The following is a 26176-nucleotide window of genomic DNA, read 5'->3' as shown; positions in this document are numbered from 1 at the left end:
TGGGGAAGCGGGAGGCGGAGTTCAAGGCGGCGGCTGCGGCGCTGGATGCGAACTCGGTGGATCTTTCGAAGGCGGTGGGGTCGGTATATGGGGCGGATGCGGAGAAGGCGTTCTTGCCGCTCTGGCGGAAGCATATTGGGTTTGTGGTGGATTACACGATGGGGCTGGCGATGAAAGACAAGGGGAAGCAGGATAAGGCGGTAGCGGATCTTCTGGCGTATACGGAGGAATTTGGGGCTTTCCTGAGCTCGGCGAATCCGAATCTGACCAAGGAAGCGGTTGCCGGTTTGGTCAAGGAGCACATTCTGACCTTGAAGGCGGTGATCGACGCCCAGGCGGCGGGGAATCCGGACCAGGCCTACATGGCCCTGCGCAAGGCCTACGCCCATATGCGAATGATCGCCGACCCATTGGCTGAAGCCATTGTCAAGCAGTTCCCAGATAAATTCCGCCCGTAAGGCGAGTGCGCGGCTGGGGGCTGCTTCCTGCGAGCAGCCCCCAGCTCACTTGAAGCGCTGGGGGTGAATCCGCCATGCCTTTGGGGATACGAGTGCGATGGCTTCGGAGCATTGGGATGGCCCTCGGACTTGCGGCATGCGGGGTTTCGACACCGGGTTCGATCCCTCAGCCCCTTCCGTCACCGACGGCCATGACGTCGACGCCCTGGCCAACGCCCACCTCTACATCGCCGGTAGAGCGGATTCGGATCCGTCTATTCCGTTTCCAGCCCGAGATCCTGGAGATCCCTGCGGGGACGACTGTGGTTTGGATCAATGAGGACGCCACCACCCATACGGTTACCAGTGGAAAGCCGGAAGCCCCTTCCGGGCTTTTCGATTCCGGTCCCCTTGAACAGGGGCGCTCCTTTTCCTGGACCTTTCGCCAAGCAGGGGAGTATCCCTACTTCTGCCAACGCCATACCCATATGCAGGGTATTATCCGTGTGCGCTAAACTAAACCAGGGAGGGCGCTATGCATTTCGGAGCCTTTGCCGATCAAATTCCTAACCCGGTTTTTATTATGATCCACCTCACCTTTCTCCTCGTCGCATTGTGGTTTGCATACCAATGTTATCAAAGCAAATACACGCTTGCCTCCCTCGGTTTTTTGATGTATTCAATTTCACAATTTTCGTATATTTTATATCATATCAATGTTACAGTGATTTTGTTTTCTCACACTTTGGCGGAGGTTTTGAATTTCCTGGGATTTGTGAGTTTGTTCATGGCGATTGGCCAGGCCTTGGTGGCGGGAAGTCGGACGAGGCCGTAGGGGAGAGGGGTTAAGCGGATAGCTCCTGTTCCCACAGCCAAGCGGTGATTTGATCCAAGGCGGATTGCAGGTAACGCCGATAGGTGCTGAGGGGGAGATCCAGGCGCTCGGCGATCCGCTCCTGAGATCCCAGGGGTTCGATGTAAGTGCAATGAAGGGCCTGGTATTTGCGGGCATCTTTGGGGGAGGCTTGCAGCCGGCGGGCGGCCTCAAGCAGCATTTGCTGGAGTTGGGCTCCGCGTTTCTCGGCGGGAGCTTGCCAGCCTGTGCGAGAGAGAACCAGGCGGGATCGGGCCAGGGGGTTTTCGGCCAATCGATCGATCCGGTGCAGATCTCGAAAGCCCTGGCGAACGGCTTCGCGGAAATCAGAAAAATTCAGAACAACGATGGATTCATCGGAGGGAGGTTGGAAAGGTTCCGCAACGGGCTCTGCCTCCTTTTTCCCCAGGCGGGCCAGCCAAAGCGGGATAGGCGTTTTCCTCCAGTCCTGACCATAGACGCCGTAGCGACGACCGCCGATTTCGAAATCTACATGAGGCCAGCGGGGGATCTCAGCGTAGGCGAACAGGGGGGCCCAGAACTCCGGGTTCGAGAAAGGAAAGAAGGAAAGGGCCAGGCGTGGAGTGGTGAGGCAAAGCCGGACCATCTCAAGCCCCAGGAGGCTCTGGACAGGAGAGAGATCTTGGTAAGTGTCCCGAGCCATCCAGAAGCGGAAGTAGAGCCCCCTTTCCCCGGGGCGCAATGGGGCATGGCGCTGGAGCCATGAGAGGGCAATATCAATGGCCGGATCAATAGAGGACTCCGCGGGCGCAATGTCTTCTAAACGCAACGCGAGCAGGAACCCTCGGACCTCCTTGGATTGATCGCGGACGACGATGAGCCCATCGGGCTGACGGTGAAACCAGTGTTCAGCCAGAGAGGCCGAGATCTCTCCCTCATACAAGGCGATCCATTCGAGTAGCTGATGATGTTCGGACGGAGTCGGATGATCAATGAAGAACGTGTCCTCAGCGGCCCAGCGGATCCGCAGCTCCACAAAGAAGGGTCGAAGGAGCGGGTGCCGGCGATGCAAATAGATATAATCGACGAGAAGTTCGAGGCGCGTCGGATCCTGGAGCTCGTTCAGACGTCGCATATAGTAAGACTGCGCTTTGCGATGCAGGTCCCGGTATCTTTCCGGATTGCGCCATTGTAGATCGGCGAGGATGCTCTCGCGCACCACATCGTGAAGCCGCAGTCCGTGGGGGCCGGATTCGACGAAGGATAGGCGACGTAACCAGTTAAAGAGGGCCTCGACGTCCGCCTGCCCGATGGCCTCCGCCAGGAGGGGCTCGCTCAGAGATCGCACCAGGGCGCATGCTTCCAGGGCGGCTCGGTGAGCGGGAGTGGGCACTTCTTCCAGGAAGATTTCCAGCAGGCTGGAGAAGAGGTCGGGGATGGCTTCGATCTCGGGAAGCCGCCCTGGTTGTTGCTGCAGGATGTCGGCCACCAGAGCCAGAGCCAGAGGATGCCCCCAGGTCAGACTGAAGGCGGTCCGGTGTTGAGATTCAGGGATCCCGCGTCGTCGAAGATATTCCGCGGTCTCTTCAAAGGAGAAGTTCCGCAGCGGGAACACTCGAATGAGCTGCGCCCAACCTGGATCCGTTCGCCATTTCAAAGAGGGAGGGTGACGGCTGGCTATCACCACGATCGAGCCCGCCGGAAGGCGCGGGATGAAATCTTCCATTAACCATGCTTCTAAACCCTGCTTCTAAACCCTGCAAGGCTTCGTATCCATCCAGGAAGATCGCTGGAGGGCAGGGCAAGCGCCCCCACAGCTCCTCCAAGGAGGTTTCGGATTCTCCCCCCAGGGCGCGCACAACATTCTCGATGAATGCGGGGGTGTGGGCATGGATATAGCGCCCGTCTAAGAAAGCGGTGGGAACCCCCAGCGATTGCGCCATTGCTTCCCATTCACGGAGCAGGGTGGTTTTTCCGATCCCCCCGGGGCCGAAAACGAAAAACACCGCACCCTTGCGTTCCGCTTCACGAAGGACAGCTTGGAAAGCGGATCGCTCCATCTGACGGCCCACAAACCATTGCTGTCGCTCGTTTCGAATGAAATCCTTGAGATTTTTGTTCATTGATACCCAAGGGGATAGGCGGAGCGATGGAGAGCGAGACCGCGGCTGCTTTTATGTTATCAAGGCTTCGGAGAGCGGTCAACCTTTCGGCGAAGCTCCGGCTGGGGAGATCAATTGGGATCTGTTGACAGAGGAGACAGAAACATTATTATAATTATGGGGAAGGTGTATCAGGCTTAGGAGGTGCTCCATGGAGCGACCCTGGCATCGCTTTTATGATCCCCGCACCCCCCGTTCCTTAGTGTATCCACCCATCCCCTTCTTCCGCTTCCTGGAGGATTCCGCCCGGCGGTTTCCCGATCGCCCGGCTCTGATCTTTAAGCCTGCTCATCCGGGCTTTGCGGGCAGCGCCATGACCTATCGGGAGCTCAACGAGCTCTCCGACCGCCTGGCGGCCGCGCTCTACCATGAGCTGGGGGTGCGGAAGGGCGATCGGGTGGCCCTGATTATGCCCAACATCCCCCAGTTTGTTATCGCCTATTTCGCGATCCAGAAGATCGGTGGCATCGTGGTCGCCACGAACCCGATCTACACCCCCCGGGAGCTGGAATATCAGCTGGCGGACTCCGGGGCGACTGTGGCGATCGTCCTCAGCCGGATCTATGAACGGGTGAAATCCGTTCAGCCCAACACCTCAGTGCGCCGGATCGTTGCCGCCCACATCAAGGAATATATGAGCCCGCTGTTAAAGCTCCTCTATACCCTGACCCGGGAGCGCCAGGAAGGGGATCGAGTGGTGTTACGGGATGATGACATGTGGTTCCAGGATCTGTTGCGGCGTTACCGGCCGGACCAGCGGCCGGCGGTGGACGTGGGGCCGGATGATGTGGCGATCTTCCAGTATACGGGCGGGACCACCGGCCTCTCGAAGGGGGCAGTGGCTCTCCATCGTAATATCGTCGCCAATGTCCTCCAAGTTCGGGCGTGGGATCCGGAGATCCGGGAGGGCCAGGAGGTGGTCATGGGGGCTCTGCCCCTCTTCCATGCCTATGGAATGATCGTGGCCATGGGTCTGGCCATGCAGTGCGGCGCCACCCTGGTTCTGGTGCCGAACCCGCGGGATCTTCCCACCCTCCTGGATGGGTTGCAGCGCTATCGGGTGACCATGTTCCCGGGGGTGCCGACCCTATACAATGCCATCAATAACCATCCGGATGTCAAGGCCGGCAAATACAATCTGCGCACTATCCGGGCATGCATCTCCGGCGCCGCGCCGCTGCTCCTGGAGATCAAACGCCGTTTTGAGGAGATCACCGGGGCGAAGCTGGTAGAGGGCTACGGCCTATCGGAGGCGCCCACGGCCACCCATTGCAACCCGCTTTATGGTGTGAACAAAGAAGGCAGCATCGGCATTCCCCTTCCCGATGTGGACGCGAAGATCGTCAGCCTGGAGGATGGGGTGACGGAGCTGCCGCCGGGGGAGATCGGGGAATTGGTGCTCCGGGGCCCGCAGGTGTTCCAGGGCTACTGGAACCGGCCGACGGAGACAGAGAACGCCCTGCGGAACGGCTGGCTCTACACGGGCGACATCGCCCGCATGGATGAGGATGGCTACTTCTACATCGTGGATCGGAAGAAGGAAGTGATCAAGCCGGGCGGCTATCAGGTGTGGCCGCGGGAGGTCGAGGAGGTCCTGGCCCAGCATCCCAAGATCAAAGAAGTGGCCGTGGCCGGGATCCCGGACCCCCATCAAGGGGAGGCGGTCAAGGCATGGGTCGTGCTCCACGAAGGGCAGACGGCCACGGTGGAGGAGATCCGGGAATGGTGCCGGGATAAGCTGGCGCCTTACAAGATCCCGCGCTTCATCGAGTTCCGGAGCGAGCTCCCCAAGAGCATGGTGGGCAAGGTCCTGCGCCGGGTGCTGGTGGAGGAGGAACGGGCCCGGGGCCCGTCGGCCGAGTAAAAGCGAACCGATTCCGCCGATGGAAATCGGCCTCGCGGGGCGCTGCGCGCCCCGCGTCGGCCTGCGCCGACGCGAAAAGGCGTTCGGCCGGCGCCGGCCGGCCATCGGCCGAACGCCTCTCGAGGTCGAATTCATTCGACGCCCCCCGCGCTGGGCGTCGGCCTCTCGCGCCGTATGGAAATCGGCCTCGCGGGGCGCTTCGCGCCGGGCGTCGGCCTTCGCCGACGCGAGAAGCCTTTTGGCCCGAGGCTTCTTCATGTCGAATGCCTTCGACCCCCGAGCCTTACCGGGAGGTCCTCAGAGCGTTCAGAATGGTCCGTATGGCCTCCGGGGCCAGGGGTGGGTGTTGGATCAGGGTGAGGTTGTGCTCCACGTGGGTGGCCCGGCTCATGCCGACTAGGGCGGTGGTGATCCCCGGGGTGGAGCGAACAAACTGGAGGGCGCACTGGGCTTCCGAGAGGCCCTCGGGGAAGAGGCGTCGCAGCCACAGCGGCCAGCTCCGGAGCAGGCGCCCCTGCATCAAGGAGGCGCTCGCCCACACCGTGATCCCCAGATCCTCCGCCACCTCCAGCACCGTTCCCCATCCCTCTCCCCGCAGCTGGTTCCTTCGCAGGGCGGCCTCCGGCATGGCCAGGTTGTAAGGCAGCTGCACAAACCGGAACCGATGATCCGGCCCGCCGACCTCCCGGGCGATAGTCTCAACTTCCATCAGGGATAGCGCGTCGGACGCCTGGGGAGAAGCGCGATAGGCGGTCCATGTGGCGGTGCCATAGAAGCGGATGTATCCCATGGCGACGGCTTCCTCCAGCGCGGCGAAGGCCGCCCGCAGGCGCCTCCGAAACTCCTCCCTGGAGACAGCGGCGAGCTGTTCCTCCGGGTTATGGATGAAATAGACATCGATGGTCTCCAGCCCCAGGTTGTGCTGGCTCTGTTCCAGCTGATGGCGGAGATATCCCGGGGCAATGCAGTGACCGTTGACGAAGTCCTCCGGCCGCGCGATCCCGGTCCGCAGGAAGGCCTCCTCGATGTAGCGCCGGGGATCCGCTGGCCAGTCCCCCTCATAGGGGACATATCCCCCCTTGGTGGCGATGACCAGTTCCTCCCGGCGGAAACCCCGGGCGAACAGGCGGCGGAGGGCCTCGCCCACGCAGCGCTCGCTGCGCTGGAAGCGGTAGTTGATCGCCGTGTCGATGACGTTGCACCCGGAGGTCACGGCGCAAACCATGGCCTCCACATACCGGGCGTCGGTCTCCGGGTCAGGGTGGCCCAGATAGGTGCCGATGCCGATGGAGGACAGCCATAGCCCCTGAGCCAGGCGGAAGTGGCCGGGGGCCGCCCGATCCTGAAAACGGGCTCCATAGGTCCGTGTCCCCTCCGGCGTCGCCCATCCGGGGATCATCGAGGATCTCCTGGGGATGGGAAGGGACTTCCCCCTGGGGCCAGGGTGGCCACCCCAGCCCCTCAATTCCTTAGGGAAGTTCAGCGGCGTAACACCTGTCCCTATGATTCAAGGGCCCGCCGCAGCTCGGCCGCGTGATCCCGCTCGTGGTTCCCCAGATGATAAAACATCTGCTCCACCGTCATCATCGCCCCGATGGCGTGCTGGCCTTCGACATCCAGCTGCTCCTCGCTCAGGGAGTCCAGAAGCTGGAGCAGGGCCTGGCGGGAGGCTTCCAGATCCTTCAGGATGTCCTCCACGCGCTGGTTCTCCCGCTTCTGGACCTGGCGCTCGTTCCAGAAGTCCAGGTTGAAGCCCTCGGGCATATAGCGTTCCCCGGCCAGCACCCGCTGGATACGGGACATCTGGCCGATCTCCGCCGCGGCCAGATGGGCCAGGACCTGACGGGCGGTCCACTTTCCGTGTTCGCCCTGAACTGGCTTTTCCCAATCGGATTCCTTTAGTTGGGAGACGACCGCCAGCACTTCTGCTCGCGTCTGCTCCAGATGGGTTCGGATTGCTGCTTTGCGATCGCTCATGGATGCCTCCTCGTGATTTATGGGATGACGGAAAAATGGCGAACAGGCGGGATCGTCCCTTGGGCGGCCCGGAGGGCGCAGCGAGCGCTAACGTCGGTCGATGCGGCGCCTGCCGGTCAGAGCGGATTCTGGCTTCCGGGATGGCTCCGTGGCCATCCAGAGGAGCTCGGCGCCGAGCAGCAGTGTCCCGAACAGGAGGAGCCAGTCCCATCGCAGCGCGCGCTGGAGGAAGAGCATCGCGAGGGCGGATGCCCACAGCGCCCCCCACCCGCTGCGCCGCCAGACCCGCTCCAGCATCCGCCGGAGGTCATCTTCATCGAGCCCCCGCGGGCTGAAGCGCCGATGGAGGAATTCCACCGGGAACCAGAGCGCTCCCCATGCGGTCAGCCCCAGCCCGATGGTGACCAGCAGGCGGGCCGGCGACTGGTCTGGATACAGCCGCCAGATCGTGAACATCACCAGCGCCCAGCCCAGGGCGATGGCGCTCAGGGCCAGCAGGGCATGGTTTTGTCGCGTCATAGTCTCCTTTTGTCCCTGTAAGGATCACGTCCAGCTCCCGGGCTATCCGGGAGGTCTGGCCTGCAACCCTTCCGGGAAGTGGGATGGCCCCGGGAGCTTCTGGGAAAGGGGCCCGCAGCGGGCTGGTTTCGATCCCTCACCCCACGTTCGAGATGGTCTCATAGATATGGGGGAACGGAGGGACAGGCGCCTCCTGAATGCGCACAGCGCGGGCCAGCCAGCGCTCCGCTTCCGTCAGGCGCGCTTCATCGTTTGCGTGCACGGTGAAGAGCGGCTCCCCCTGCCGCACGAACGCCCCCACCTTCCGATGCACCAGGATCCCGACAGCAGGATCCACAGGCTCTCCCTTCTTCGTTCGCCCGGCACCCAGGGCGACGGATGCCATGCCGATTTCATAGGCTCGCACCTCCGCTAGGTAGCCCTCCGCCGGGGCCGGGATCTCGCGGATCAGCCGGGCGCGCGGAAGCTGTTCGGGATCCTCGATCTGGCAGAGATCTCCCCCCTGGGCGGCGACGAGGGCCCGGAATTTGTCCCAGGCAGCTCCTGAGGCGAGGGTGGCCTCCGCCAGCCGGCGCCCTTCCTCCAGATTCGCCACGCGCCCGCCCAGATGCAGCATGTGGGCTGCGATGATCAGGCAATGCTCCCGGAAGTCCGGAGGCCCATCGTCTCGAAGGGTGGCGATGGCCTCCTTCACCTCCAGGGCGTTGCCCACGGCTTCCCCCAGGGGCTGGTTCATATCCGAGATCACCGCCACCACGCGGCGCCGCAGAGCGGTGCCGATCTCGACCATCTGCCGGGCGAGGGCGCGGGCCTGGTCCAGGGTTTTCATGAAAGCGCCGTTGCCGACCTTCACATCCAGGACGATGGCGTCGGCTCCCGCGGCGATCTTCTTGCTCATAATGGAGGCAGCGATCAGCGGGATGCTGGGGACTGTTCCGGTGACATCTCGCAGGGCGTAGAATTTGCCATCTGCAGGGGCCAGATCCGCGGATTGCCCGCAGAGGACCGCGCCGACCCGGCGCAGCTGTTCCCGGAACTCTTCCACCGTGAGCTCCACCCGAAACCCTCGAATGGATTCCAGCTTATCGATGGTCCCCCCGGTGAACGAGAGGCCGCGGCCGCTCATCTTGCCCACCGGGAGGCCGGCGGCGGCCACCAGGGGCACCACCACCAGGCTCACCTTGTCCCCCACGCCGCCGGTGGAGTGCTTATCGACCACCACCGGGGCGATGTCGTGGAGATCCAGCACCTGTCCCGAGTAGGCCATGGCCAGGGTGAGCTCCGCCGTCTCACGGGGCGTCATGCCCTGGAAGTAAACTGCCATCAGAAAGGCGGCCGCCTGATAGTCCGGGATCTCCCCCCGGGTGAACCCTTCTACGAAAAACCGGATTTCCTCCGGCGTGAGCTCCTGTCCGTCCCGCTTCTTCTCGATAATATCTACGGCGCGCATCGGAGGCCTCACGAAATGGGGTTCCCGCTTTCAATCTTAACCCACGTTCGGCCAGGTCGGATAATGAACTCCTCCTTCCCGTTTGCCATCATCAGGGTTCATATGCAGAATCAGCAGATAGGCGGGAGCACCGTCCCGGGGGAGGTGAAGGGATGCGGGTGAGAAGGATTTACCTGCTGGATCCGCGGCGGTATCGCCCCGAGGTCATCGCGGTGGCCTTTGCGAAGACCAGCCGCAGCCCGGAGCCCTTCGATGCGATCGCCGAGAGCCTCAGCGAGGAAACCGCCTCGCAGTTCCACGAAAAATGGGTCGTCGGCTATGGTCATGCTTCGGTGGCGGAGCACGCCGTCCTTCATATCGCTTTCGAGAACATCTCCCGTCTGGCCGCCGAGGCCATCGAGGGGGTCCGTCTGGCTTCCTTCACGGAGAAATCCACTCGTTTTCAGATCCTAGACCGGGAATCGTTCTATATGCCGCCGGAGATCGCCGCTTCTCCCTTCCGGGACGCCTACTGCGCGGTGGTGGGGCAGCTTTTCGAGACCTATCACGCCGCCCTGGAACCGGTTGGGCGGGTGGTGGAGGCGTGGTTCCCGCGCCGTCCTGAGGAGAGCGAGAGGGCGTATCGCACCCGGTTGCGCATCCGGGCGATGGATGTCTGCCGGTATCTGTTGCCCACCGCCACCCTGACCAACATCGGGATGACGGTCAACGCCCGGGCCCTGGAGCACGGGCTCCGCAAATGGCTCTCGCATCCCCTCGAGGAGGTCCGCGAGATCGCCCGCGCGGTGAAAGCCGTGGCCCTTCAGGAGGTCCCCACCCTGCTCAAATACGCAGAGCCCAACGCGTATCTGCAACACAGCACAGCCCGCTTGCGGGAGTGGGCGCAGGCGCTCCCGGAGGGCCCGGTTCCCCTGGATGGGGTTCGCCTGGTGTCCTGGGATCCGGAGGCGGAGGTTCGGCTGATCGCCGCCTGCGTGTATCGATTTCGGGCGGTGAGCTTCGAGGAGGCCCTGGCCTGGGCGCGGGAGCTCCGCCCCGAGGACCGGCGGAGGATCCTGGAGGATGCGCTGGGCGGCCGGAGCCCCTTCGATATCCCGGTGCGGGAGCTGGAGCACATCGTGTATACCTTTGATTGTCTGATGGACGAAGGGGCCTATTACGATCTCAAGCGCCACCGGATGATGACCCAGACCCCTCAGGTCCTGACGGCCGCCTATGGTTACGCGATCCCGCGGGCTGTGGAGGAAGCGGGGGTAGGGGCGCGATATCGGGCTGCGGTCGAGGGGGCGATGGCGTTGTGGGAGGCGATGCGGCCGGTTGTCGGCGAGGCGGCGGCCTATGTGCTGCCGAACGCCGTCTACCGGCGGGTGCTGATGACCATGAACCTGCGGGAAGCGTATCACCTGTGCCGGCTGCGGGGCGGGCCCAACGGCCATTTCGCCTACCGCTATATCGCCATGCGGATCTATGAGGCGATCCGCGCGGTGCACCCCACGCTGGCGGCCTATATGGGATGTGAGGGTTATCCTTCCTCCGAGGAGATCGCCGCCCAGTTCGGGGGCGTTGCGCATCCACAGGAAGCCCGGGCGGCGTGAAGGTCAAAGGGCCCCGGCTCTTCCCGGGGGTTCTGGGCCCTGAGGGGCTGTCAGCGGCGGCCCCGGCCCCCAAACCCCCGGGGATTCACCGCGTAACTCCTGCGGTGCGGTTCCCAGCTATCCCAATGGGGAGGCGTATCCCATGTCCGATCCACGCCTTCAAGCGCTGGAGTATGTGCGGCGGAACCGGGATCGGTTCCTGGAGGATCTGAAGGGATTCCTTCGGATCCCTTCGGTCTCTACGGATCCGGCCCATCATGCCGATGTCCGGCGGGCTGCGGAATGGGTGGCCGATCGGCTGCGGAAGGCCGGGGCGGAGCGCGTGGAGGTTCTGTCCACGGAGGGCCACCCCGTCGTTTACGGCGAAGCTCCAGCGGGCCATCCGGAGGCCCCGACGGTGCTGGTCTACGGCCATTACGACGTGCAGCCGCCGGATCCGCTGGATCTGTGGGAGAGTGGGCCCTTCGAGCCGACGGTGCGGGGCGAGAACCTTTACGCCCGGGGCGCTTCGGATATGAAAGGGCAGGTGATGGCCTCCATCGCAGCCTTTGAGGCTGTCGCCCATTCCGGCCCTCTTCCGGTTCACATGAAGTTCCTGATCGAGGGGGAGGAGGAGATCGGCTCCCCCAGCCTGCCGGCCTTCATCGAGCAGAACCGGGAACGCCTGCAGTGCACGGTCTCCCTGAACCCGGATGCCGGGATGATCGCGCCGGATCTGCCGACGATCACCTACGGGCTGCGAGGCCTGGCCTACTTTGAGCTGCGGGTTTACGGGCCGGCCCATGATCTGCATTCCGGCCTCTACGGCGGTGTGGTGCACAACCCGGCGCAGGCCCTCTGCGAGCTCATCGCCGGCATGCACGACACGGAAGGCCGGGTGACGCTCCCCGGGTTCTATGATCGGGTGCGCCCTCTGACGGACGAGGAGCGGGCGGAGCTGGCCCGGCTGCCAATGGATGAGCGCTTCTATCTGGAGCTGACCGGGGCGCCCGCCCTGTGGGGAGAGGCCGGTTATACCCCGATCGAGCGCATCGGCGCGCGGCCCACGCTGGAGGTGAACGGTCTCCTCGCCGGGTTCACCGGCCCCGGGGCGAAGACGGTGCTGCCGGCTTATGCAATGGCCAAGATCTCCATGCGGCTGGTGCCGGATCAGGACCCGGAGGAGGTCTATCAACAGCTGTTGCGCTATCTGGAAACCCATGCCCCCAGGACGGTGCGCTGGGAGGTGATCCGCATGGCGGGGGTGCGGGCCTCCCTGACCGACCGGAACCACCCGGCGGTGCAGGCCCTGAGCCGCGCTCTGGAAGCCGTGTGGGGCCGACGCCCGCTGTTCAAGCGGGAGGGGGGAACCGTTCCCATCGTCACCCAGCTCAAGGAGATCCTGGGGGTGGAATCGGTGCTGACCGGCTTCGGGTTGCCCGATGATAACTACCACGCCCCGAATGAGAAGCTGCACCTGCCCACCTGGTCTCGGGGGATCGAGGCGCTGGTGCACTTCTTTTATAACTATGGGGAGCGATGAGAGGAGGGGAGCCCCACATCAGCACCGGAGGTGGCCCGCCCCGCCCGGCTTTATAAGATCGGGTAGAAGTGGCTTCCGCCCCGACCCATGCCGCGGAAGCGGCTCCTGCAGGGGGCTCCTGCCCCCGGGGGATCCTCCTTCGCCGATCTCCCGGCGGAAGACCCATCATGGGGCAACCGGAGCCGGCCGCCTGGGATGGCCTGCATGACCCCAACCTTTCCTCGCCGGGAACGTTCGTTGCAACAAGGCCCCGGCCCGCGATCGGCCGGGGCCTGTCTGCTCCGCTCACAGGCCTCTTTTGGTCGAGGCGCTACATGTTGCGGGCATTGTAGCCGGGACCTTCCTTATAGAACTTATAGTTGAAGGGGATGTCTTCCCGGAGGTTGACCACCTCGCCCCCTTTGGCCTCATAGCGCTCGATGTCCCCCGGCGCGCGCATGATCACACGGACCTGGCCGGGCTTCATGGTGTAGGCTTCGGGGACCTCGTCCTCGGGGAAGATCGCCTCATAGGGACACTCCGGAACGCAGGCGCCGCAATCGATGCAGGTATCGGGGTCGATGTAATACCAGGGCCACTGGTCTTCAGGCTTGCCAGGGACGATGCACTCGACCGGGCAGACCTGGGCGCAGGCGCCATCGCGCAGACACAAGCTGGTGATGATGTGCGTCATCGCTTCCCTCCTGGAAGGGGTTTTGACTTCAGATTCGGAACACGGGATCCGATGAGCCGATGAATGGTTTCTGTCTCTTTGAGTGGCACGCGCGTTCCGGATCCGGCGATTCGAGGCCATTCTATCCCAGGGAGGAAGGCCCTGTCAATACCTCATTTCCATGGATTCACGATTTAGCGCTTCATGGCTTGCATGGCCCACTCCGCGTGCTCCCGGAGCATGGGGTCCTCATGTTCCCGCCAGACCTGGATCCAGGGCTTCATCGCCTGTGCCCGCAGGTTCCCGGCGACCACCAGGGCATTGCGCACCAGCCCGCGCCATTTGGCGCGGCGGATGGCGCTGCGCCGGAATCGGGCCCGGAACGCTGTCTCATCCATCCGGAGAACCTCTTCCAGCCGCATTCGGGCGATCCCCTCGCGGGGCTGGAAGGCCGGCTCCCGGGTCGGCCGGGCGAATCGTCGGTTCCAGGGGCACACCTCCTGGCAGATGTCACATCCGAAGAGCCAGTCCCCGATCGCCGGGCGTAGATCCTCCGGGATCCCCTCCCGCCGCTCAATGGTCAGATACGAGATACAGCGCGCCGCCTCCAGCGTGCGATCCGGTCGGATACATCCGGTGGGGCACGCGTCGATGCAGCGAGTGCATGTCCCGCAGTGATCGAAGAGGAAGGGCGGATCAGGTTCCAGATCCAGGTCGACCAGGAGAACCCCCAGGACCAAATAGGATCCGAGGCGGGGATGGATCAGCATGCTGTTCTTTCCGATCCATCCCAGTCCGGCCTGCACGGCCCAGGCGCGCTCCAGCACGGGCCCGGCATCGACGTAAATCTTCCCCTGGACGGGCCGACCGGCTTCCCGGTTCAGGAACGCCAGAAGCGCGCGAAGGCGCTCCGCGAGAACCTCGTGGTAATCGTCCCCCCAGGCGTAACGGGCTACGCGGCCGCTCGGCGGATCCTCCGGTGGGGGATGTTCCCCCGCGTAGTAGTTCATGGCCACGACGATGACCGAGCGGGCCTCCGGCCAGAGATTCCGCAGATCCCGGCGCTTCTCCACCGCATCGGGGCGGGTGAGGTAAGCCATGGTCGCCGCGCGGCCGGCCCGGACCCACTCTTCATACCGGTCCGCCGAAGGGGTGGGCCCGGCCCGGGCCACCCCCACGAGGTCAAACCCGAGGGTTTGCGCATAGGCTTTCAGCCGGGCTTTCAAGTCCACAGATTCTTTCACCGCAGGTGAGAGAAATGGACTGCCCTCCGAAGTCAGTGAACGGCCGATCATGTTGCGCAGGGCCGTGGAGAGAGATCCGGTTCGGATTCCACTGTGAGCGGAAGCGCACTATCGGGTCCGGGAAAGCAGGGACCAGGCGAGGTCCCGCAGGGCCTCCCCATAGGGATGTCGGAGCCCCGCGCGCTCCAGGGCGGCCATCGCCTGCTGGGTGAAACCGGCGGCCATGGTCTCCGCTTCCGCGCGGGCCCCACTGCGCTCCAGATCCTGAAGCAGGACCTCCAGAGGAGTTTGGGGATCACGGTAACGTTCCGCGAACTCCGGGATCCGCCCCATCGCCAGGATCACGGGAAGGGTCTTCTTCCGCGTCCGCAGATCATCGGCGGCCGGCTTGCCCGTCACTGCGGGATCCCCCCAGATCCCCAGGAGGTCGTCCTGGATCTGAAAGGCCATTCCCAAGGCTTCCCCGAAGGCCTCCAGGTCCTCGGCGGGGCGATCGGCGAGGCGCGCCCCGATCCCGGTGGCTGCCCGCAACAGCGCGGCGGTCTTCCCCCGGATCATCTCCAGGTAGGCCTCGACGGATACATAGGGCATCCCTTCAAACAATAAATCGAAATGCTGCCCACGGGTCAGCATCAGGCAGGCCGCATCAAAGCGCTCGGCCACCTCCAGGATCCGTTCCGCGGGCACGCCCCGCTCCCGGAGCCGCCAGAGGGCCCGATGGGCGATGGTGAACAGGGCGTCGCCGGCGTTGATCGCCTGGGCGATCCCCCAGAGCGCCCACACGGTGGGGCGGCCCCGACGGGTTTCGCTGCGATCCTGGATATCATCGTGGATCAGGGAGAAGTTGTGGAGGAGCTCGATGGCCGCGGCCGCCGGTAATGCCCGGGCGGGATCGCCGCCGCAGGCCGCGCAGGCCAGCAGGCAGAGCATGGGGCGAACCCGCTTCCCGCCATCCTGCCGTGCTGGCTGGAGCTGGGCATCCACCCATCCGAGGTGATAGGCGAGCATCCCGTAAAACAGCCGCTCGGAGGGATGAGCGGGCTCCCCCACGGCGGCTCGCATCTCCCCCTCCAGAAGGGGCATCCACTCACTGAAAAACGCTTCCCATGCGCCCATGCGGTCGCCTCAAAAATTGTTCTGTTTGTGAGGATAGGGAGGCCGGCCTCTTATATCCTCCCCAATGAACGGGCCGCGACCGGCCGCTGCCCTTTTATCGCCGCTCCGGCGGCTCCTGCCCGTCACGGCGGGCAATTCCGCGCCCCGCGTCGGCGGGTGCGCCGATGGAAATCGGCCTCGTTGGGCGCTTCGCGCCGGGCGTCGGCCGGCGCCGACGCAAGAAGCCTTTTGGCCGGCGGGGCCGGCCACCGGCCGAAGGCCTCTAAAGGTCGAATTCCTTCGACCCCTGTTGCCCCCATGCGTTCATCAGACCTCCATCAGCGGGACCGAGCGAAGGGCTTCCAGATTCCGGGCGCCCACGCAGAACATGGCGATCCGCAGCTGGCGGATGAGGATCTCGATGGTTTCCACCACCGCCTCCACGGAGACCACGGCCGCTCGCAGGAACGGCCCGGCCATCCCGGCGAGGGAAGCCCCCAGGGCCAGGGCCTTGGCCACCTCCACCCCATCCCGGATCCCCCCGCTGGCGATGATCGGCAGATGGGGCGCGCCCCGTCGGGCCATCCGGATGGCCTCCACCGTGGGGATCCCCCATTCCCGGAAGGCCGCCGCCACCTGGCGGTGCACCTCATCGGGGGCCCGATGCATCTCCACCTGGCTCCACGAGGTCCCCCCTGCCCCGGCCACGTCGATGGCCGCCACCCCGGCTTCCGCGAGGAGCCGGGCGATCTCCTCCGAGATCCCCCAGCCCACCTCCTTCACCACCACCGGGACCGGGAGGGCCCTGCACACGGCTTCGATTTTCCGCAGCAATCCGGCGAAGTTGGTATCTCCCTCCGGCTGGAGGGCTTCCTGCAGAGGGTTCAGATGAAGAATGAGCGCATCGGCCTCCACCAGCTCGACCGCCCGCCGGCAGTGATCCACCGTATAGCCATAGTTCAGCTGCACCGCCCCCAGGTTGGCGAAGAGAAGGATATGTGGGGCATAGCGACGAACCTGGAAAGTAGGCAGCAGCTCGGGATGTTCCAGGACAGCGCGCATGGATCCCAGCCCCATGGCGATGCCGCAGGCCTGAGCGGCCTCGGCCAGGTTCCGGTTGATCCGGGCGGCCTCCTCCGTGCCGCCGGTCATGGAGGAGATCAGCAACGGGGCGTTCAGGGGCTTCCCGAAAAAAACGGTGGAAACATCCACCTCCCGCAGGTCCAGCTCGGGCAGGGCCCGATGGATGAAGCGCACCCGTTCAAAGCCCGTGGTCAGCTGTCCGAAGCTGACGTCCTCTTCCAGGTTGATGCGGATATGATCGGCTTTTCGCTGTGGGATCCCGGACACTGGCTCAAACCTCGTGCCGTAACATGGTTTTCCGCCTGGTGTTTCTTTTATAGGATCTGTGTTGCGGGTTCGGATCCGGAAGGCAAGCTCCCCAGTGGGCGTGGCCCCTTCTGGGTCCAGCGTCCAGTTTATAAGGCGAAGGGGCTCTCTGGCAAAGGGTGCCGGGCGGGCGGTGAGGGGGCTCCTCCGATCAGCGGGATGGGATCTTCTCCCTTCCCGTGCGGCTTCACAGCGTGGGCGCGCGGACAGGGGAGAGAAGCCCTGGCCGTCCGCTATCGCTGGACGCCTTCCGGGAGCTTCCTTGACGTTCCCTGCGGGTCAAGTAGAATGCTAACCAAACTCTGGCCGGGAGGTTTTCCATGAGCACGGTCTTTGAACAGGTGCGGGAGGTCATTGTGGAGGTGCTGGGCGTGCCGCCGGAGAAAGTGACGCCGGAAGCCCGTTTCCGGGAGGATCTGGAGGCCGATTCCCTGGATCTGGTGGAGCTGATCATGGCCCTGGAGGAGCGGTTCGGAGGCGAGATCTCCGATGAGGACGCTCAGAAGATCACCACGGTGGGCGAGGCGGTCGCCTACATCGAGAAACATATGGTGAAGTGAGCGCCTTCCCCTACCTGGATCCGGGCGGGGCAAGGGTCGGGCCTGCGGACCCTAATGGGTTTCCCTGGAATAATTCGCCAGGCGGAAAGCTGCGCGTGAAGGCACGCGCAGCTTTCTGTTTGTCTGGACGCAAACCTCATTGGGGCCCCAGGGGCTTTGCTCGGGGCCTGGGGAGCGATGGGAAAGGGGGCGAACAATGGGGAGCCGGGTGGATCGCCTCCAGTGGCCGGACCGGCTCTGAAAGGCTCCCCGAAGGAGATCCGCCGGGTGGTCCAGGGGGATCGGATCCGGTCCGGATTTGCCTGGGGGCTGGACATCGGCTAAAGGTGAAGGGGAGCATCCGGAAGGGAGGTTTCCATGAGCTCAGGCGGAACGGCCCCGGTGATCCGTGCGCCCCGGGGGAAGACGTTGATGTGTCGGAACTGGCAGATCGAAGCCGCCTATCGCATGATTCAGAACAACCTGGATCCCGATGTGGCGGCTGATCCGACGAACCTGATTGTTTACGGTGGCCGCGGCAAGGCGGCCCGCAACTGGGAATCCTTCTACGCCATCCTCGAGTCCCTCCGCAACCTGGAGCCCGATGAAACCCTCCTGGTGCAGTCCGGCAAGCCTGTGGCGATCTTCCGCACCCATGAGCTCGCCCCTCGCGTCCTGATCGCCAACAGCAACCTGGTTCCCCACTGGGCTACCTGGGAGGTCTTCGATGAGCTGGAGCGCAAGGGCCTGATCATGTTCGGCCAGATGACGGCTGGCGCCTGGATCTACATCGGCACCCAGGGGATCCTTCAGGGGACCTATGAGACGCTGGCCGCCTGCGCCCGGACCCATTTCGGGGGCAGTCTGAGGGGGAAGTGGGTGCTGACGGCGGGGCTGGGGGAGATGGGCGGCGCACAGCCCCTGGCGATCACCATGAACGAGGGGGTGGGCCTGATCGTGGAGGTCGACCCGCGCCGGGCGCGGCGCCGCCTGGAGCACGGGTTCCTCGATGAGATCGTGGAGGATCTGGACGAAGCGCTGCGCCGGGTGGAGGAATACCGCAAGGCCGGGCAGGCCCGCTCCATCGGGCTGCTGGGCAATGCGGCCGAAGTCTTCCCGGAGCTGGCCCGCCGCGGCATCCTCCCGGATGTGGTCACCGATCAGACCCCCGCTCACGATCCCCTGATGTATATCCCCAAAGGCCTATCGGTCTTCGAGGCGGAGGAGCTCCGGGCGAAGGATCCCCAGACTTACATCCGGCGGGCGAAGGAGAGCATGGCGATCCATGTAGAGGCCATGCTGGCCTTCCATCGGGCGGGGGCAGTGGTCTTCGATTACGGGAACAATCTGCGCCAGCAGGCCTATGAGATGGGCGTGAAAGAGGCCTTCGCCTATCCGGGCTTCGTGCAGGCTTACATCCGGCCGCTGTTCTGCGAGGGGAAGGGCCCCTTCCGCTGGGTCGCCCTCTCGGGGGAGGCGGAGGACATCGACCGCACGGACCAGGCGATCCTGGAGCTGTTCCCCGAGGACGAGAGCCTTCGCCGCTGGATCACCATGGCCCAGAAGCGGGTGCGGTTCCAGGGGTTGCCCGCCCGGATCTGCTGGCTGGGCTATGGGGAGCGGGATCGGGCCGGGCTGTATTTCAACGAGCTGGTCCGTCGGGGCGAGCTGAGCGCGCCCATCGTGATCGGGCGGGATCATCTGGACGCGGGCTCGGTGGCCAGCCCGAACCGGGAGACCGAGGGCATGAAGGACGGCTCCGATGCCATCAGCGACTGGCCGATCCTCAACGCTCTGCTCAACGCGGTGGCCGGGGCGACGTGGGTGGCCTTCCACCACGGCGGCGGCGTCGGCGTCGGCTACAGCCAGCACGCCGGGATGGTGGTGGTGGCCGATGGCACGAAGGAAGCCGAGTGGCGCCTGGAGCGGGTGCTGCGGACGGATCCGGGCCTGGGCGTGGTGCGCCATGCCGACGCCGGCTACGAGAAAGCGATCGAAGTCGCCCGCCGGCACGGGATCAAGATGCCCATGCTCCGGTGAGGGGAAACGACCCGGATCGATGCGGTTCGCCCTGGATGGAGTGGATGGGCTGGACAGGGGCCCTGCGGGGAAGCCGGCTCATGGCTCTCGCCTTCGATAGAGACGCCATCCGGGCCAGGAAGCTTCCGGGACGAAGCCGGGCGGCGCTTGCAGGCGATAACGAGCCTCGAGGGGGCCAAGGGGCCCCTGGGGGGATTCGGCAACCAGCAGCCAGCGCACAAAGCGCTGCGGGCGGCTGACCGCCGGCTGGAAGATGGGGTCTGGAGGCAACACGAAGGGGCATGCCGTCCCGGCGCGGGCGATGAGGCGATAGGCCTGACGATCATCCGCCAGGACGCTTCCGCAGGGCATGTGGGCCAGGCGTCCGGCGATTTCCTCTTCGACGGCGTCCGCCGCTGAAGGTTTCCCTTCCCACAGCGCAGTCCACCAGCGCGCCCGCTCGCCATAATGGCCGAAGAGCCCATCGGTTCCGAGCTGAAGGAGGGCCAGCGCCATGAGCAGGATCCCCCATCGGGGCGGGGTCCGTGCGGGGATCCCGGAGAGCGCGAAGAGCGCTCCCATGGTCACGCTCAGCTCTCGGGGGAAGACCCCGCCCAGGGACCACACGCCCACCATCATGAGAGGGGGGATCAGGTAGGCTGGGAGCCGTCGGGGCTGCAGGCACGCGATGAGAACGCCGACGCCGATATATAGTGGAACGTTCAGCAGCCTTTGAGCGAGCTCTCGAGCGATTGCCCCCGGGGCGATGAAGGCCTCGTCTGGCCGGAAAGCGATCAGCAGGCTGGAGCCCGGATCGTAAAGGAAGGCCAGGGGCTGATTTGTGAAGAGCCAGGAGAGATAGATCCATGCGCCGGCGGTCATCACCGTGGGGAACACAAGGACGATCAGGATGGCCAGGGTATGGTAGGGATCACGGGTGCGGGCGAAGAGGGGTGCAGCAAGGGTGAAGGCGAGGGCGAACACTGGCGCGTAGAAGCTGGCGTAGAAGGCGAAGCCGATGATCAGGCCGGCGAGGAAGCCCGCATCCGTTCGCCCCTGACGGGTAAACGCCAGGTAAGCTTGCCAGGCCCACAGGAAGAGGACAAGGGCCAGCGTCGTTCCGAAGCGCTGGGTGGCCAGGAAGAGGATCGTGGGCATCCCCACAAAGCTGAGGAGCAGCCCGGCACGGATCCAGGGTGGGAAGGATAGAACCTGCAGGCGACGCCCGATGCTCCAGGCCAGCAATCCCCCACTCAGACTGGCCTGGAGCACAGCGGCCAGAGGGGTGGGCCATGGAAGCAGCATCAGGACCGGGAGGGGGGGATACGCGAAGCCGATCCACTCCAGCCGGCCGCGATCCCGCACCAAGAGCGCTTTCTCGATCAGATGGGCGTGCTCATGGCTCAGGAATCCCCCCGGCAGCGAAGCCGCCCCGAGAATAAGAAAAGGCATGCTCAGTCCGCTGATGGTGATCCCTTCCCAGACGATGCGGCGGAGGGCAGCGGCTCGCTTCCAGGGGGAAAGGATCATGTTCGGTCTCCTGCCGGATGCCACGGCTCTCGGAAAGCTCACCATTGATCTCTTCCCCGGGGATTGTGGACGCTGTGGGAGGCATCTGTGGACGTCCACAGCTCCGGGAGAGAGATCGAAGGAGGTCTATCCTGCCCCAGGATTCTCCTGCGCGTTCCCCAGCCAGCGGCTGAGGCCGTGGGTGGTCTTCTCCCAGTAAAACGGCCGGGTGAACAGCTGCCAGAGGGCCTTGTAGGCGGCGATGCTGTGGAGCACCCAGTAGATGGGGTTCAGCAGCGCCCACGGGATCAGATCGTAGTATCCTCGCCTGAACCCGGCCAGCATGTTCAGGTAAATCCCAATCGCATTCCCGATCAGCAGATTGAAGAGGCTGATATAGAGAACAGGCGGGGGGAAGAAGGGATCCAGCGCGTGAGTGCGGGTGATCGCCCACCATACGAACATCAGCCACATCCATGGGGCGGATAAAAAGGTGAGGGGCGTCCCCGCTACCAACAGGAAAAAACCCAGGGTCCGGCGCAGACCAATCCGCCGGACCAGCCGCCAGGGATGACGCATATGAACCATGGCGGTCTGCATGTATCCCTTGATCCAGCGGGAACGCTGGCGGATCCAGTTTCCAACCCGCGTGTTGGCCTCCTCGTAGGTTGTGCTGGGGATCACCCCCACCTCGAATCCTTCCACAGCGGCCCGGATGCCCAGATCCGCATCTTCCGTGACGTTGAAAGGATCCCATCCGCCCAGCTCCCGCAGGCGCTCGGTGGGGAAGTGATTGCTCGTCCCCCCCAGGGGGATCGGCATGCCCAGTCGATACAGGCCCGGGAGCATGTAATCGAACCAGTAGGAGTATTCCAGGGTGAACATGCGGGTGAGGAAATTCTCCCGCGCGTTGAAATAGTTCAGTGCGGCCTGGACACAAACCAGGCGTGGCCCCCCCTTCCGGAAAGCCAGGACAGCTTTCTTGAGCTGATCCGGATCCGGGCGATCTTCCGCATCATAGATGACCAGGTAATCCCCCGAGGCGAAGAAGAGACCCACGTTACATGCTTTGGGCTTGGTTTTGGGGATCTGATCGGGGATGAGAATGAAACATACATTTCCGGGAGGCCGCGCCGCCTTGGCGGCTTCCAGGGTCTCCCGGTCGTCCTCCTCAATCAGCAACAGGATCTCTAGCTTCTCCGGTGGGTAGTCGAGGCGCCTCATGTTGGCGAGCAGAGGGCCGATCACGCTGGCCTCCCGATACACCGGGATCAGGATCGTGTAGCGCGGCAGCTCTTCGTCCTTCATGGCTGCGACTTCTTCGTCCAGGATCGTGGTTTCCCGTTCGTAGCGGGCTCCGACCATGGAGGCCACGAACTTGAACAGAACGCCGGCCAGGAAGAAGAAGTTCACGAGGCCGTTGAGAAGAACCAGGGTAGGACGTGGAGCCAGCGCCAATCCCAGCAGGATGCCCATCAGGATCAGCGCGAAGGTGAAGAACTGAGGGCGTGTGAAAACCGTATGGGCGGATTCCTCGGGGCGCCGATAATACAGACCATAGGTGGCCGATGCGAGCACATCGGTCTTGAAAAAACGCAACACGGTTCGCCGGATGTCCCACTCCGTGGTCACCCGCACCCGCGCCACCGGTCTTCCGAAACGTCGGGCTGCCTCTTCCAGCAGCGCCGCATCTGGGCGTTGGGCTGTGGCGATCTCCAGCCCCTCCGGTGTCTCCCGAAGGGGGAGGATCCAGGATTCCAGGATCTCCTCCGGGCGGAATCGGCGGAGCAGGTCCGGATCCGGGGGCTCCTGGAGGAGATCCACGAAAGGAACCCCCCACAGATCCGCCAGGGTCTGATAAAGGTCATAGCGGCGCACCAGGCCCCGGGAGAGCAGGATCTGCCCCAGGCGCTCCCGGGTCTGGGCCTGGATCCGAAGCGCCCAATCCAGATCTTCGGGCCGTAGCAGCCCCCGTGCCACCAGGGCTTCGCCCAGGCGCATCGGCGGATGCGTCTTCCCTTCCTCGCTTTCGGTTTGAACAGGACCGGTTGAAGCCGTTAGGGCTTCCATAAGGCTGCGAACCTTCGCCGCCGTTGTTCCATCCAATCGGGATGCTTCCGCTGGTGGAGCTTTCGGGATGATTTCTGAAGACTTACGAGGCGGGCGGGGGGGCCGGGGGCCGGGTCCGCACCACCCGCGGATAAACCCAGATCAGGAAAGCCAGCAACGCCAGGAACGCGGCGCCCAGCGCCCACGGCCACAACCGGGACCACCAGACGGCCGGGCTGGGAGGCAAAGGCTCCACCCGCAGCCCGGCGCCGCGCACACGGATCTCCACCGGGGACTCCCCGACGGACCAGATCCACACGTCTCCGCTTAACCCATACCATCCCAGCTGGGGATCGAAAGCGCTGGCGAGCGCATGGAGCTCCGGCGCCTGACCCCATCGGGTCAGCAACAGCAGATCGTGACCACCATGTTCAAACGCTTCCAGAACGATGAAAGCGCGACCCGGGTCCATGCGAAATCGCTCCCGGCCATCGGGATCCAGCAGCCGGAACGGCCGGGGATCCAGAGGCGGGCGAAGGTCCTTTATGGCCTCCGGATCCTCTGTGATCATGATCCGCGGCATTGCCGCGGAAAGGACCTCCTCCCATGGCCGAACCTCCGGCCGGAGCGGTCGGCGGGTGGCCCGCTGGAGGAGCATGATCAGCTGGGCGGCGGCGTTCAGGGTCGATTCGTTCAGCGAGTGCAGGCCCACCGCGAAAGCGGGCATAAGGGCCTGAGGGAATCGCTCGAACCCGGGAGCCAGTCTCTGGCCTGCCTGGGATTCGAGGTAGGAGGCCCCATCGACGAAAACGGTCACTGGATGTGTGCCGATCCGGCAATTCCCACCCGGAGGCGTATAGTCAATCCGGACGATCAGTGTATTGTCCCTCTGGATCAGTCCATCCGGGAGTGCGATCCAGCGATCGAAGGCGCCGCCGCCGATCGGCTCCGCATAGGCCAGCCCTCCGTTCAGAAAGACCAGCAGGCTGGCCTGTCCTCCCTCAGGAACCGGACTCATGCGCCCGGCCAGGCGAAAGCGCAATCCTCGAACCGGCCCTCCCAGATCGCTCTGCGAGAAGAAAAAAGAAGCTTCCACAGGCCCCGAGCCGCTCATCTGCACCTGCGGGTATCCCAGCTCGGCAAGGGTGATCCGACGAGGGAACTGCTCTTCCGGCACCGCCCCGGGTTCCGGGGCGATCTCCGGAAAGGGCAGGGCTTCTCCGTAGCTCAGAACGGATTCCACGATCTGGAGGGCGGCACCGGATGGCGCCTGGATGTCCAGGGATGGGAAGCCTTCCTCGGGGAAGCGAAGCTCAGCACGAGGTTCGCCCCGCCGGATCCGGACGACGCGAGCCCATGGATCCCAGGGATCCATCGGGGGAGGATCTCCACCGAGCTGGATCGAAACCGTCAAAGGATGGCCCAGGGCCTTTCGGGTTCCGAAGGCCGCCAGCCGCAGCGCGGCGGTGGCCTCATCATGCGTGGGCTCAGGGGGTAGCAGGAGGACCAGTGAGCGGAGATCGGGTGGCCAGAAGGCGGCGATGGTCCGGGGAGGCTTAGGCGTGCCATCCAGGCGCACGCGCAGGTCCTCCAGTTCCACCCTCTCCGTAAGGGGGAACATACAGAGATCTGCATCCCGGGGTGGAATCAACCGGAAATTCAGGTTCAGGCGCTCATGATCGATCTGCCCTTCGTGAAGCCCCACGTGGAGAGGCAGCTCCCCAGGGCTCAGGGGGATCCATGCCAGGGTTCGGTTCCCATTGCGGACTTCCAGGCGTCCACCCGTGAGGCCCAGGCTGCTGCGAAGACGGCCGGTGAGCTCCCGCGCTTGCAGCCCCCGTGGGATCGGCACGCTGAGCGATCGCTCCGACATGGGGCCATACATGGTCAGGGGATCCGGTTGCCCGAGCTCCCGAAGAGGGATCTCCCATGTCCCCGGGGGCTGACCTTCCCCGGAACGGGAGAGCCCCTGGAGGTTCAGGGCGCGGGGAGTTCCCTGGATCGCACTGGCCGAAGGGGTGGCTGGAGAGGCCAGCAGGAAAAGGGTGATGACCAGCGCGATCCAGATGGCCCGCATGGCCTGCAGCAGGCAGAGCGTCTGGCCTGCGCACCCTCGCGGCGCTCTCATAGAGACCTCCGGGCAGATCCACAGCAGTTTGTGGAGGGAGGGATCCGGCGGATCCTGTCATTTACGGGACTCCGGTGCTGAGGCCTTCTGTGGCCGAACCCTTCCTTATCCCTGAGCCCCCAGGGTTCCTGACAGAAGCAGGGGACGGCCTTCTCGCTTGGCCTGGCGTTTGAGGGCAGCAAGATGCTGTGCCAGTGCCTCAAGATCCACCTTGCGGGCGGGATCTACCACCCCGCCCACAATAGAAACCGAAAGCTCTGGAGCCCCAACGGTTTCCGGGAATCGCTCCAGGATATAGCGGGCGACGGGGCTGAGAACGTGGGGTCGGGTGAGCAGCACGAAATCATCCCCGCCGATATGGCCGATGAAATCCCGGGAAGGATCCCCATGGGCAGCCATCGCCTCCTGAAGCAGGCGAGCGAACGACTGGAGCACGCGATCCCCTGCTCGATAGCCATATTCATCGTTGAAGGCCTTGAAAGCGTTCAGGTCGATGTATGCGATCCCGAAGGGCTCGCCGCGCTCCAGGCGTTGACGGATCTCCTGTTCGATCTCGGGGTTTCCAGGTAGCCCGGAGAGGGGGTTGACCGCTCTTTCCCTCTTGGAGCGGCGGAGGTGCATTTCGATTCGGGCCATGAGCTCGGGGAGTGCCACCGGTTTGGTTAAATAATCGTCCGCGCCGGCGCGGATGCCCCGCAGCTTATCCTCCATCCGTCCCAGCGCTGTGATCATAACGATCGGAACCGTGCGCATATGCCAGAGCTCCCGGATCCGCCGACAGAGTTCCATGCCATCCAGATCCGGCAGCATAACATCCAGCAGGATCAGATCCGGTGGGTGGTTGCGCACCCAATCCAGAGCGGAGGATCCGTCCTCCACTGCATCCACCTGATAACCGGCGGTTTTCAGAGCGATCGTGATCAGCTCGCGCAGGTCCCGATCATCTTCGACCACCAGAATTCGCTCATGAGCGGCAGGCATCCAAAGAACCTCTGATTGTCCCGGTATGGGTTAGGGATAGGAGAGAGACCATCTGTCCCCTGTAAGGATCCGGGTTATCTGTGTTCTGCTAAATAATTATACTGGATCAGGCGCGACTGAACGGGGTGACGGCCGGCGCATGGCATTGGGGCTGCATAATGAATTACTCAATGCTGGCGGACACGATCCCGTGATCTGTCGCGCTGTGGC

20 protein-coding genes and 2 pseudogenes are annotated in these 26176 nt (G+C 64.2%); 8 read left to right on the top strand and 14 right to left on the bottom strand.

From position 1 onward, the window contains the following. From VAE54_RS04250 to VAE54_RS04245, 3 genes and pseudogenes are all read left to right on the top strand, one after another. A pseudogene (locus VAE54_RS04250) lies at positions 1-458 on the top strand (copper amine oxidase N-terminal domain-containing protein); the annotation flags it as partial. Positions 459-532: 74 nt separating this feature from the next. Continuing rightward, positions 533-952, top strand: coding sequence for a cupredoxin domain-containing protein (locus tag VAE54_RS14535; RefSeq protein ID WP_416223769.1), 420 nt, complete (start codon positions 533-535; stop codon positions 950-952). A gap of 20 nt (positions 953-972) precedes the next feature. Beyond that, positions 973-1272 carry a hypothetical protein gene (locus tag VAE54_RS04245; RefSeq protein ID WP_322800694.1) on the top strand — a complete coding sequence of 100 codons (300 nt, stop codon included), beginning with the start codon at positions 973-975 and terminating at the stop codon, positions 1270-1272. Positions 1273-1282: 10 nt separating this feature from the next. Here VAE54_RS04245 and VAE54_RS04240 read toward each other — a convergent pair whose 3' ends face one another. After that, a complete protein-coding gene (locus VAE54_RS04240) occupies positions 1283-2998 on the bottom strand; it encodes a hypothetical protein (protein WP_322800693.1) in 1716 nt (571 codons plus the stop codon). Positions 2999-3089: 91 nt separating this feature from the next. Beyond that, positions 3090-3395 (bottom strand): annotated as a pseudogene (locus VAE54_RS14530) (AAA family ATPase); the annotation flags it as partial. 190 nt (positions 3396-3585) lie between these two features. Here VAE54_RS14530 and VAE54_RS04235 point away from each other — a divergent pair. Then, the gene (locus VAE54_RS04235; protein ID WP_322800692.1) at positions 3586-5298 is read left to right on the top strand and encodes a long-chain fatty acid--CoA ligase; all 1713 of its coding nucleotides are present in this window, start codon (positions 3586-3588) and stop codon (positions 5296-5298) included. 283 nt (positions 5299-5581) lie between these two features. On the opposite strand, the gene VAE54_RS04230 is transcribed toward VAE54_RS04235, so the two are convergent. The 4 genes from VAE54_RS04230 to VAE54_RS04215 form a co-directional block, all read right to left on the bottom strand. Next, positions 5582-6697 (bottom strand): aldo/keto reductase, encoded by a 1116-nt coding sequence (locus tag VAE54_RS04230; RefSeq protein WP_322800691.1) that lies wholly within the window; start codon positions 6695-6697, stop codon positions 5582-5584. Positions 6698-6798: 101 nt separating this feature from the next. Further along, positions 6799-7275, bottom strand: coding sequence for a DinB family protein (locus VAE54_RS04225; protein ID WP_322800690.1), 477 nt, complete (start codon positions 7273-7275; stop codon positions 6799-6801). An 87-nt stretch (positions 7276-7362) separates the two neighbouring features. Next, positions 7363-7794: a hypothetical protein gene (locus VAE54_RS04220; protein WP_322800689.1), complete on the bottom strand. Its 432-nt coding sequence runs from the start codon at positions 7792-7794 to the stop codon at positions 7363-7365. 136 nt (positions 7795-7930) lie between these two features. Further along, positions 7931-9244: a thymidine phosphorylase gene (locus VAE54_RS04215; protein WP_322800688.1), complete on the bottom strand. Its 1314-nt coding sequence runs from the start codon at positions 9242-9244 to the stop codon at positions 7931-7933. 152 nt (positions 9245-9396) lie between these two features. On the opposite strand from VAE54_RS04215, the gene VAE54_RS04210 reads away from it, so the two are divergent. Further along, positions 9397-10839, top strand: coding sequence for an FAD-dependent thymidylate synthase (locus VAE54_RS04210; protein WP_322800687.1), 1443 nt, complete (start codon positions 9397-9399; stop codon positions 10837-10839). Positions 10840-10981: 142 nt separating this feature from the next. Further along, positions 10982-12361, top strand: a complete 1380-nt coding sequence (locus VAE54_RS04205) for a dipeptidase (protein WP_322800686.1) — start codon at positions 10982-10984, stop codon at positions 12359-12361. Between the two features lie 310 nt (positions 12362-12671). Here the strand turns inward: VAE54_RS04205 and VAE54_RS04200 are convergent, their stop codons facing one another. The 4 genes from VAE54_RS04200 to fni form a co-directional block, all read right to left on the bottom strand. After that, the gene (locus tag VAE54_RS04200; RefSeq protein WP_322800685.1) at positions 12672-13034 is read right to left on the bottom strand and encodes a ferredoxin family protein; all 363 of its coding nucleotides are present in this window, start codon (positions 13032-13034) and stop codon (positions 12672-12674) included. Between the two features lie 173 nt (positions 13035-13207). Further along, positions 13208-14245: a tRNA epoxyqueuosine(34) reductase QueG gene (gene queG / locus VAE54_RS04195; protein ID WP_322800684.1), complete on the bottom strand. Its 1038-nt coding sequence runs from the start codon at positions 14243-14245 to the stop codon at positions 13208-13210. A 120-nt stretch (positions 14246-14365) separates the two neighbouring features. Next, on the bottom strand, positions 14366-15319 hold the full coding sequence (locus tag VAE54_RS04190; RefSeq protein WP_322800683.1) for a polyprenyl synthetase family protein: 954 nt from the start codon (positions 15317-15319) through the stop codon (positions 14366-14368). 360 nt (positions 15320-15679) lie between these two features. After that, the gene (gene fni / locus VAE54_RS04185; protein ID WP_322800682.1) at positions 15680-16702 is read right to left on the bottom strand and encodes a type 2 isopentenyl-diphosphate Delta-isomerase; all 1023 of its coding nucleotides are present in this window, start codon (positions 16700-16702) and stop codon (positions 15680-15682) included. A gap of 359 nt (positions 16703-17061) precedes the next feature. Between fni and acpP the strand changes: the two genes are divergently transcribed. After that, positions 17062-17301 (top strand): acyl carrier protein, encoded by a 240-nt coding sequence (acpP, locus tag VAE54_RS04180; protein ID WP_322800681.1) that lies wholly within the window; start codon positions 17062-17064, stop codon positions 17299-17301. 357 nt (positions 17302-17658) lie between these two features. Further along, the gene (gene hutU, locus VAE54_RS04175; RefSeq protein WP_322800680.1) at positions 17659-19320 is read left to right on the top strand and encodes a urocanate hydratase; all 1662 of its coding nucleotides are present in this window, start codon (positions 17659-17661) and stop codon (positions 19318-19320) included. Between the two features lie 78 nt (positions 19321-19398). Here the strand turns inward: hutU and VAE54_RS04170 are convergent, their stop codons facing one another. The 4 genes from VAE54_RS04170 to VAE54_RS04155 all read right to left on the bottom strand — a co-directional run bounded on the left by VAE54_RS04170 (position 19399) and on the right by VAE54_RS04155 (position 25966). Then, positions 19399-20829: a hypothetical protein gene (locus VAE54_RS04170; protein WP_322800679.1), complete on the bottom strand. Its 1431-nt coding sequence runs from the start codon at positions 20827-20829 to the stop codon at positions 19399-19401. Positions 20830-20955: 126 nt separating this feature from the next. Next, positions 20956-22809 (bottom strand): glycosyltransferase family 2 protein, encoded by a 1854-nt coding sequence (locus VAE54_RS04165; RefSeq protein ID WP_322800678.1) that lies wholly within the window; start codon positions 22807-22809, stop codon positions 20956-20958. Between the two features lie 151 nt (positions 22810-22960). Beyond that, positions 22961-24985, bottom strand: coding sequence for a hypothetical protein (locus tag VAE54_RS04160; RefSeq protein WP_322800677.1), 2025 nt, complete (start codon positions 24983-24985; stop codon positions 22961-22963). A 105-nt stretch (positions 24986-25090) separates the two neighbouring features. Then, positions 25091-25966: a response regulator gene (locus VAE54_RS04155; protein WP_322800676.1), complete on the bottom strand. Its 876-nt coding sequence runs from the start codon at positions 25964-25966 to the stop codon at positions 25091-25093. Positions 25967-26176: the final 210 nt, after the last annotated feature.

The organism is Thermoflexus sp., assembly GCF_034432235.1.
Lineage (GTDB): Bacteria > Chloroflexota > Anaerolineae > Thermoflexales > Thermoflexaceae > Thermoflexus.
Note: the sequence above shows the minus strand (reverse complement) of the source record. Positions and strands in the feature narration are given on the sequence as shown.

Bases quoted from the DNA above. Each gene is read 5' to 3' on its own strand.
- VAE54_RS04210 (WP_322800687.1), top strand. From the start codon at position 9,397: ATGCGGGTGAGAAGGATTTACCTGCTGGATCCGCGGCGGTATCGCCCC.
- VAE54_RS04155 (WP_322800676.1), bottom strand. From the start codon at position 25,966: ATGCCTGCCGCTCATGAGCGAATTCTGGTGGTCGAAGATGATCGGGAC.
- VAE54_RS04230 (WP_322800691.1), bottom strand. From the start codon at position 6,697: ATGATCCCCGGATGGGCGACGCCGGAGGGGACACGGACCTATGGAGCC.
- VAE54_RS04165 (WP_322800678.1), bottom strand. From the start codon at position 22,809: ATGCGCCTGGGCGAAGCCCTGGTGGCACGGGGGCTGCTACGGCCCGAA.
- VAE54_RS04220 (WP_322800689.1), bottom strand. From the start codon at position 7,794: ATGACGCGACAAAACCATGCCCTGCTGGCCCTGAGCGCCATCGCCCTG.
- VAE54_RS04215 (WP_322800688.1), bottom strand. From the start codon at position 9,244: ATGCGCGCCGTAGATATTATCGAGAAGAAGCGGGACGGACAGGAGCTC.
- VAE54_RS04240 (WP_322800693.1), bottom strand. From the start codon at position 2,998: ATGGAAGATTTCATCCCGCGCCTTCCGGCGGGCTCGATCGTGGTGATA.
- VAE54_RS04235 (WP_322800692.1), top strand. From the start codon at position 3,586: ATGGAGCGACCCTGGCATCGCTTTTATGATCCCCGCACCCCCCGTTCC.
- hutU (WP_322800680.1), top strand. From the start codon at position 17,659: ATGAGCTCAGGCGGAACGGCCCCGGTGATCCGTGCGCCCCGGGGGAAG.
- VAE54_RS04200 (WP_322800685.1), bottom strand. From the start codon at position 13,034: ATGACGCACATCATCACCAGCTTGTGTCTGCGCGATGGCGCCTGCGCC.
- VAE54_RS04205 (WP_322800686.1), top strand. From the start codon at position 10,982: ATGTCCGATCCACGCCTTCAAGCGCTGGAGTATGTGCGGCGGAACCGG.
- VAE54_RS04225 (WP_322800690.1), bottom strand. From the start codon at position 7,275: ATGAGCGATCGCAAAGCAGCAATCCGAACCCATCTGGAGCAGACGCGA.
- acpP (WP_322800681.1), top strand. From the start codon at position 17,062: ATGAGCACGGTCTTTGAACAGGTGCGGGAGGTCATTGTGGAGGTGCTG.
- VAE54_RS04170 (WP_322800679.1), bottom strand. From the start codon at position 20,829: ATGATCCTTTCCCCCTGGAAGCGAGCCGCTGCCCTCCGCCGCATCGTC.
- VAE54_RS14535 (WP_416223769.1), top strand. From the start codon at position 533: ATGCCTTTGGGGATACGAGTGCGATGGCTTCGGAGCATTGGGATGGCC.
- VAE54_RS04245 (WP_322800694.1), top strand. From the start codon at position 973: ATGCATTTCGGAGCCTTTGCCGATCAAATTCCTAACCCGGTTTTTATT.
- VAE54_RS04190 (WP_322800683.1), bottom strand. From the start codon at position 15,319: ATGCGAGCCGCCGTGGGGGAGCCCGCTCATCCCTCCGAGCGGCTGTTT.
- VAE54_RS04160 (WP_322800677.1), bottom strand. From the start codon at position 24,985: ATGAGAGCGCCGCGAGGGTGCGCAGGCCAGACGCTCTGCCTGCTGCAG.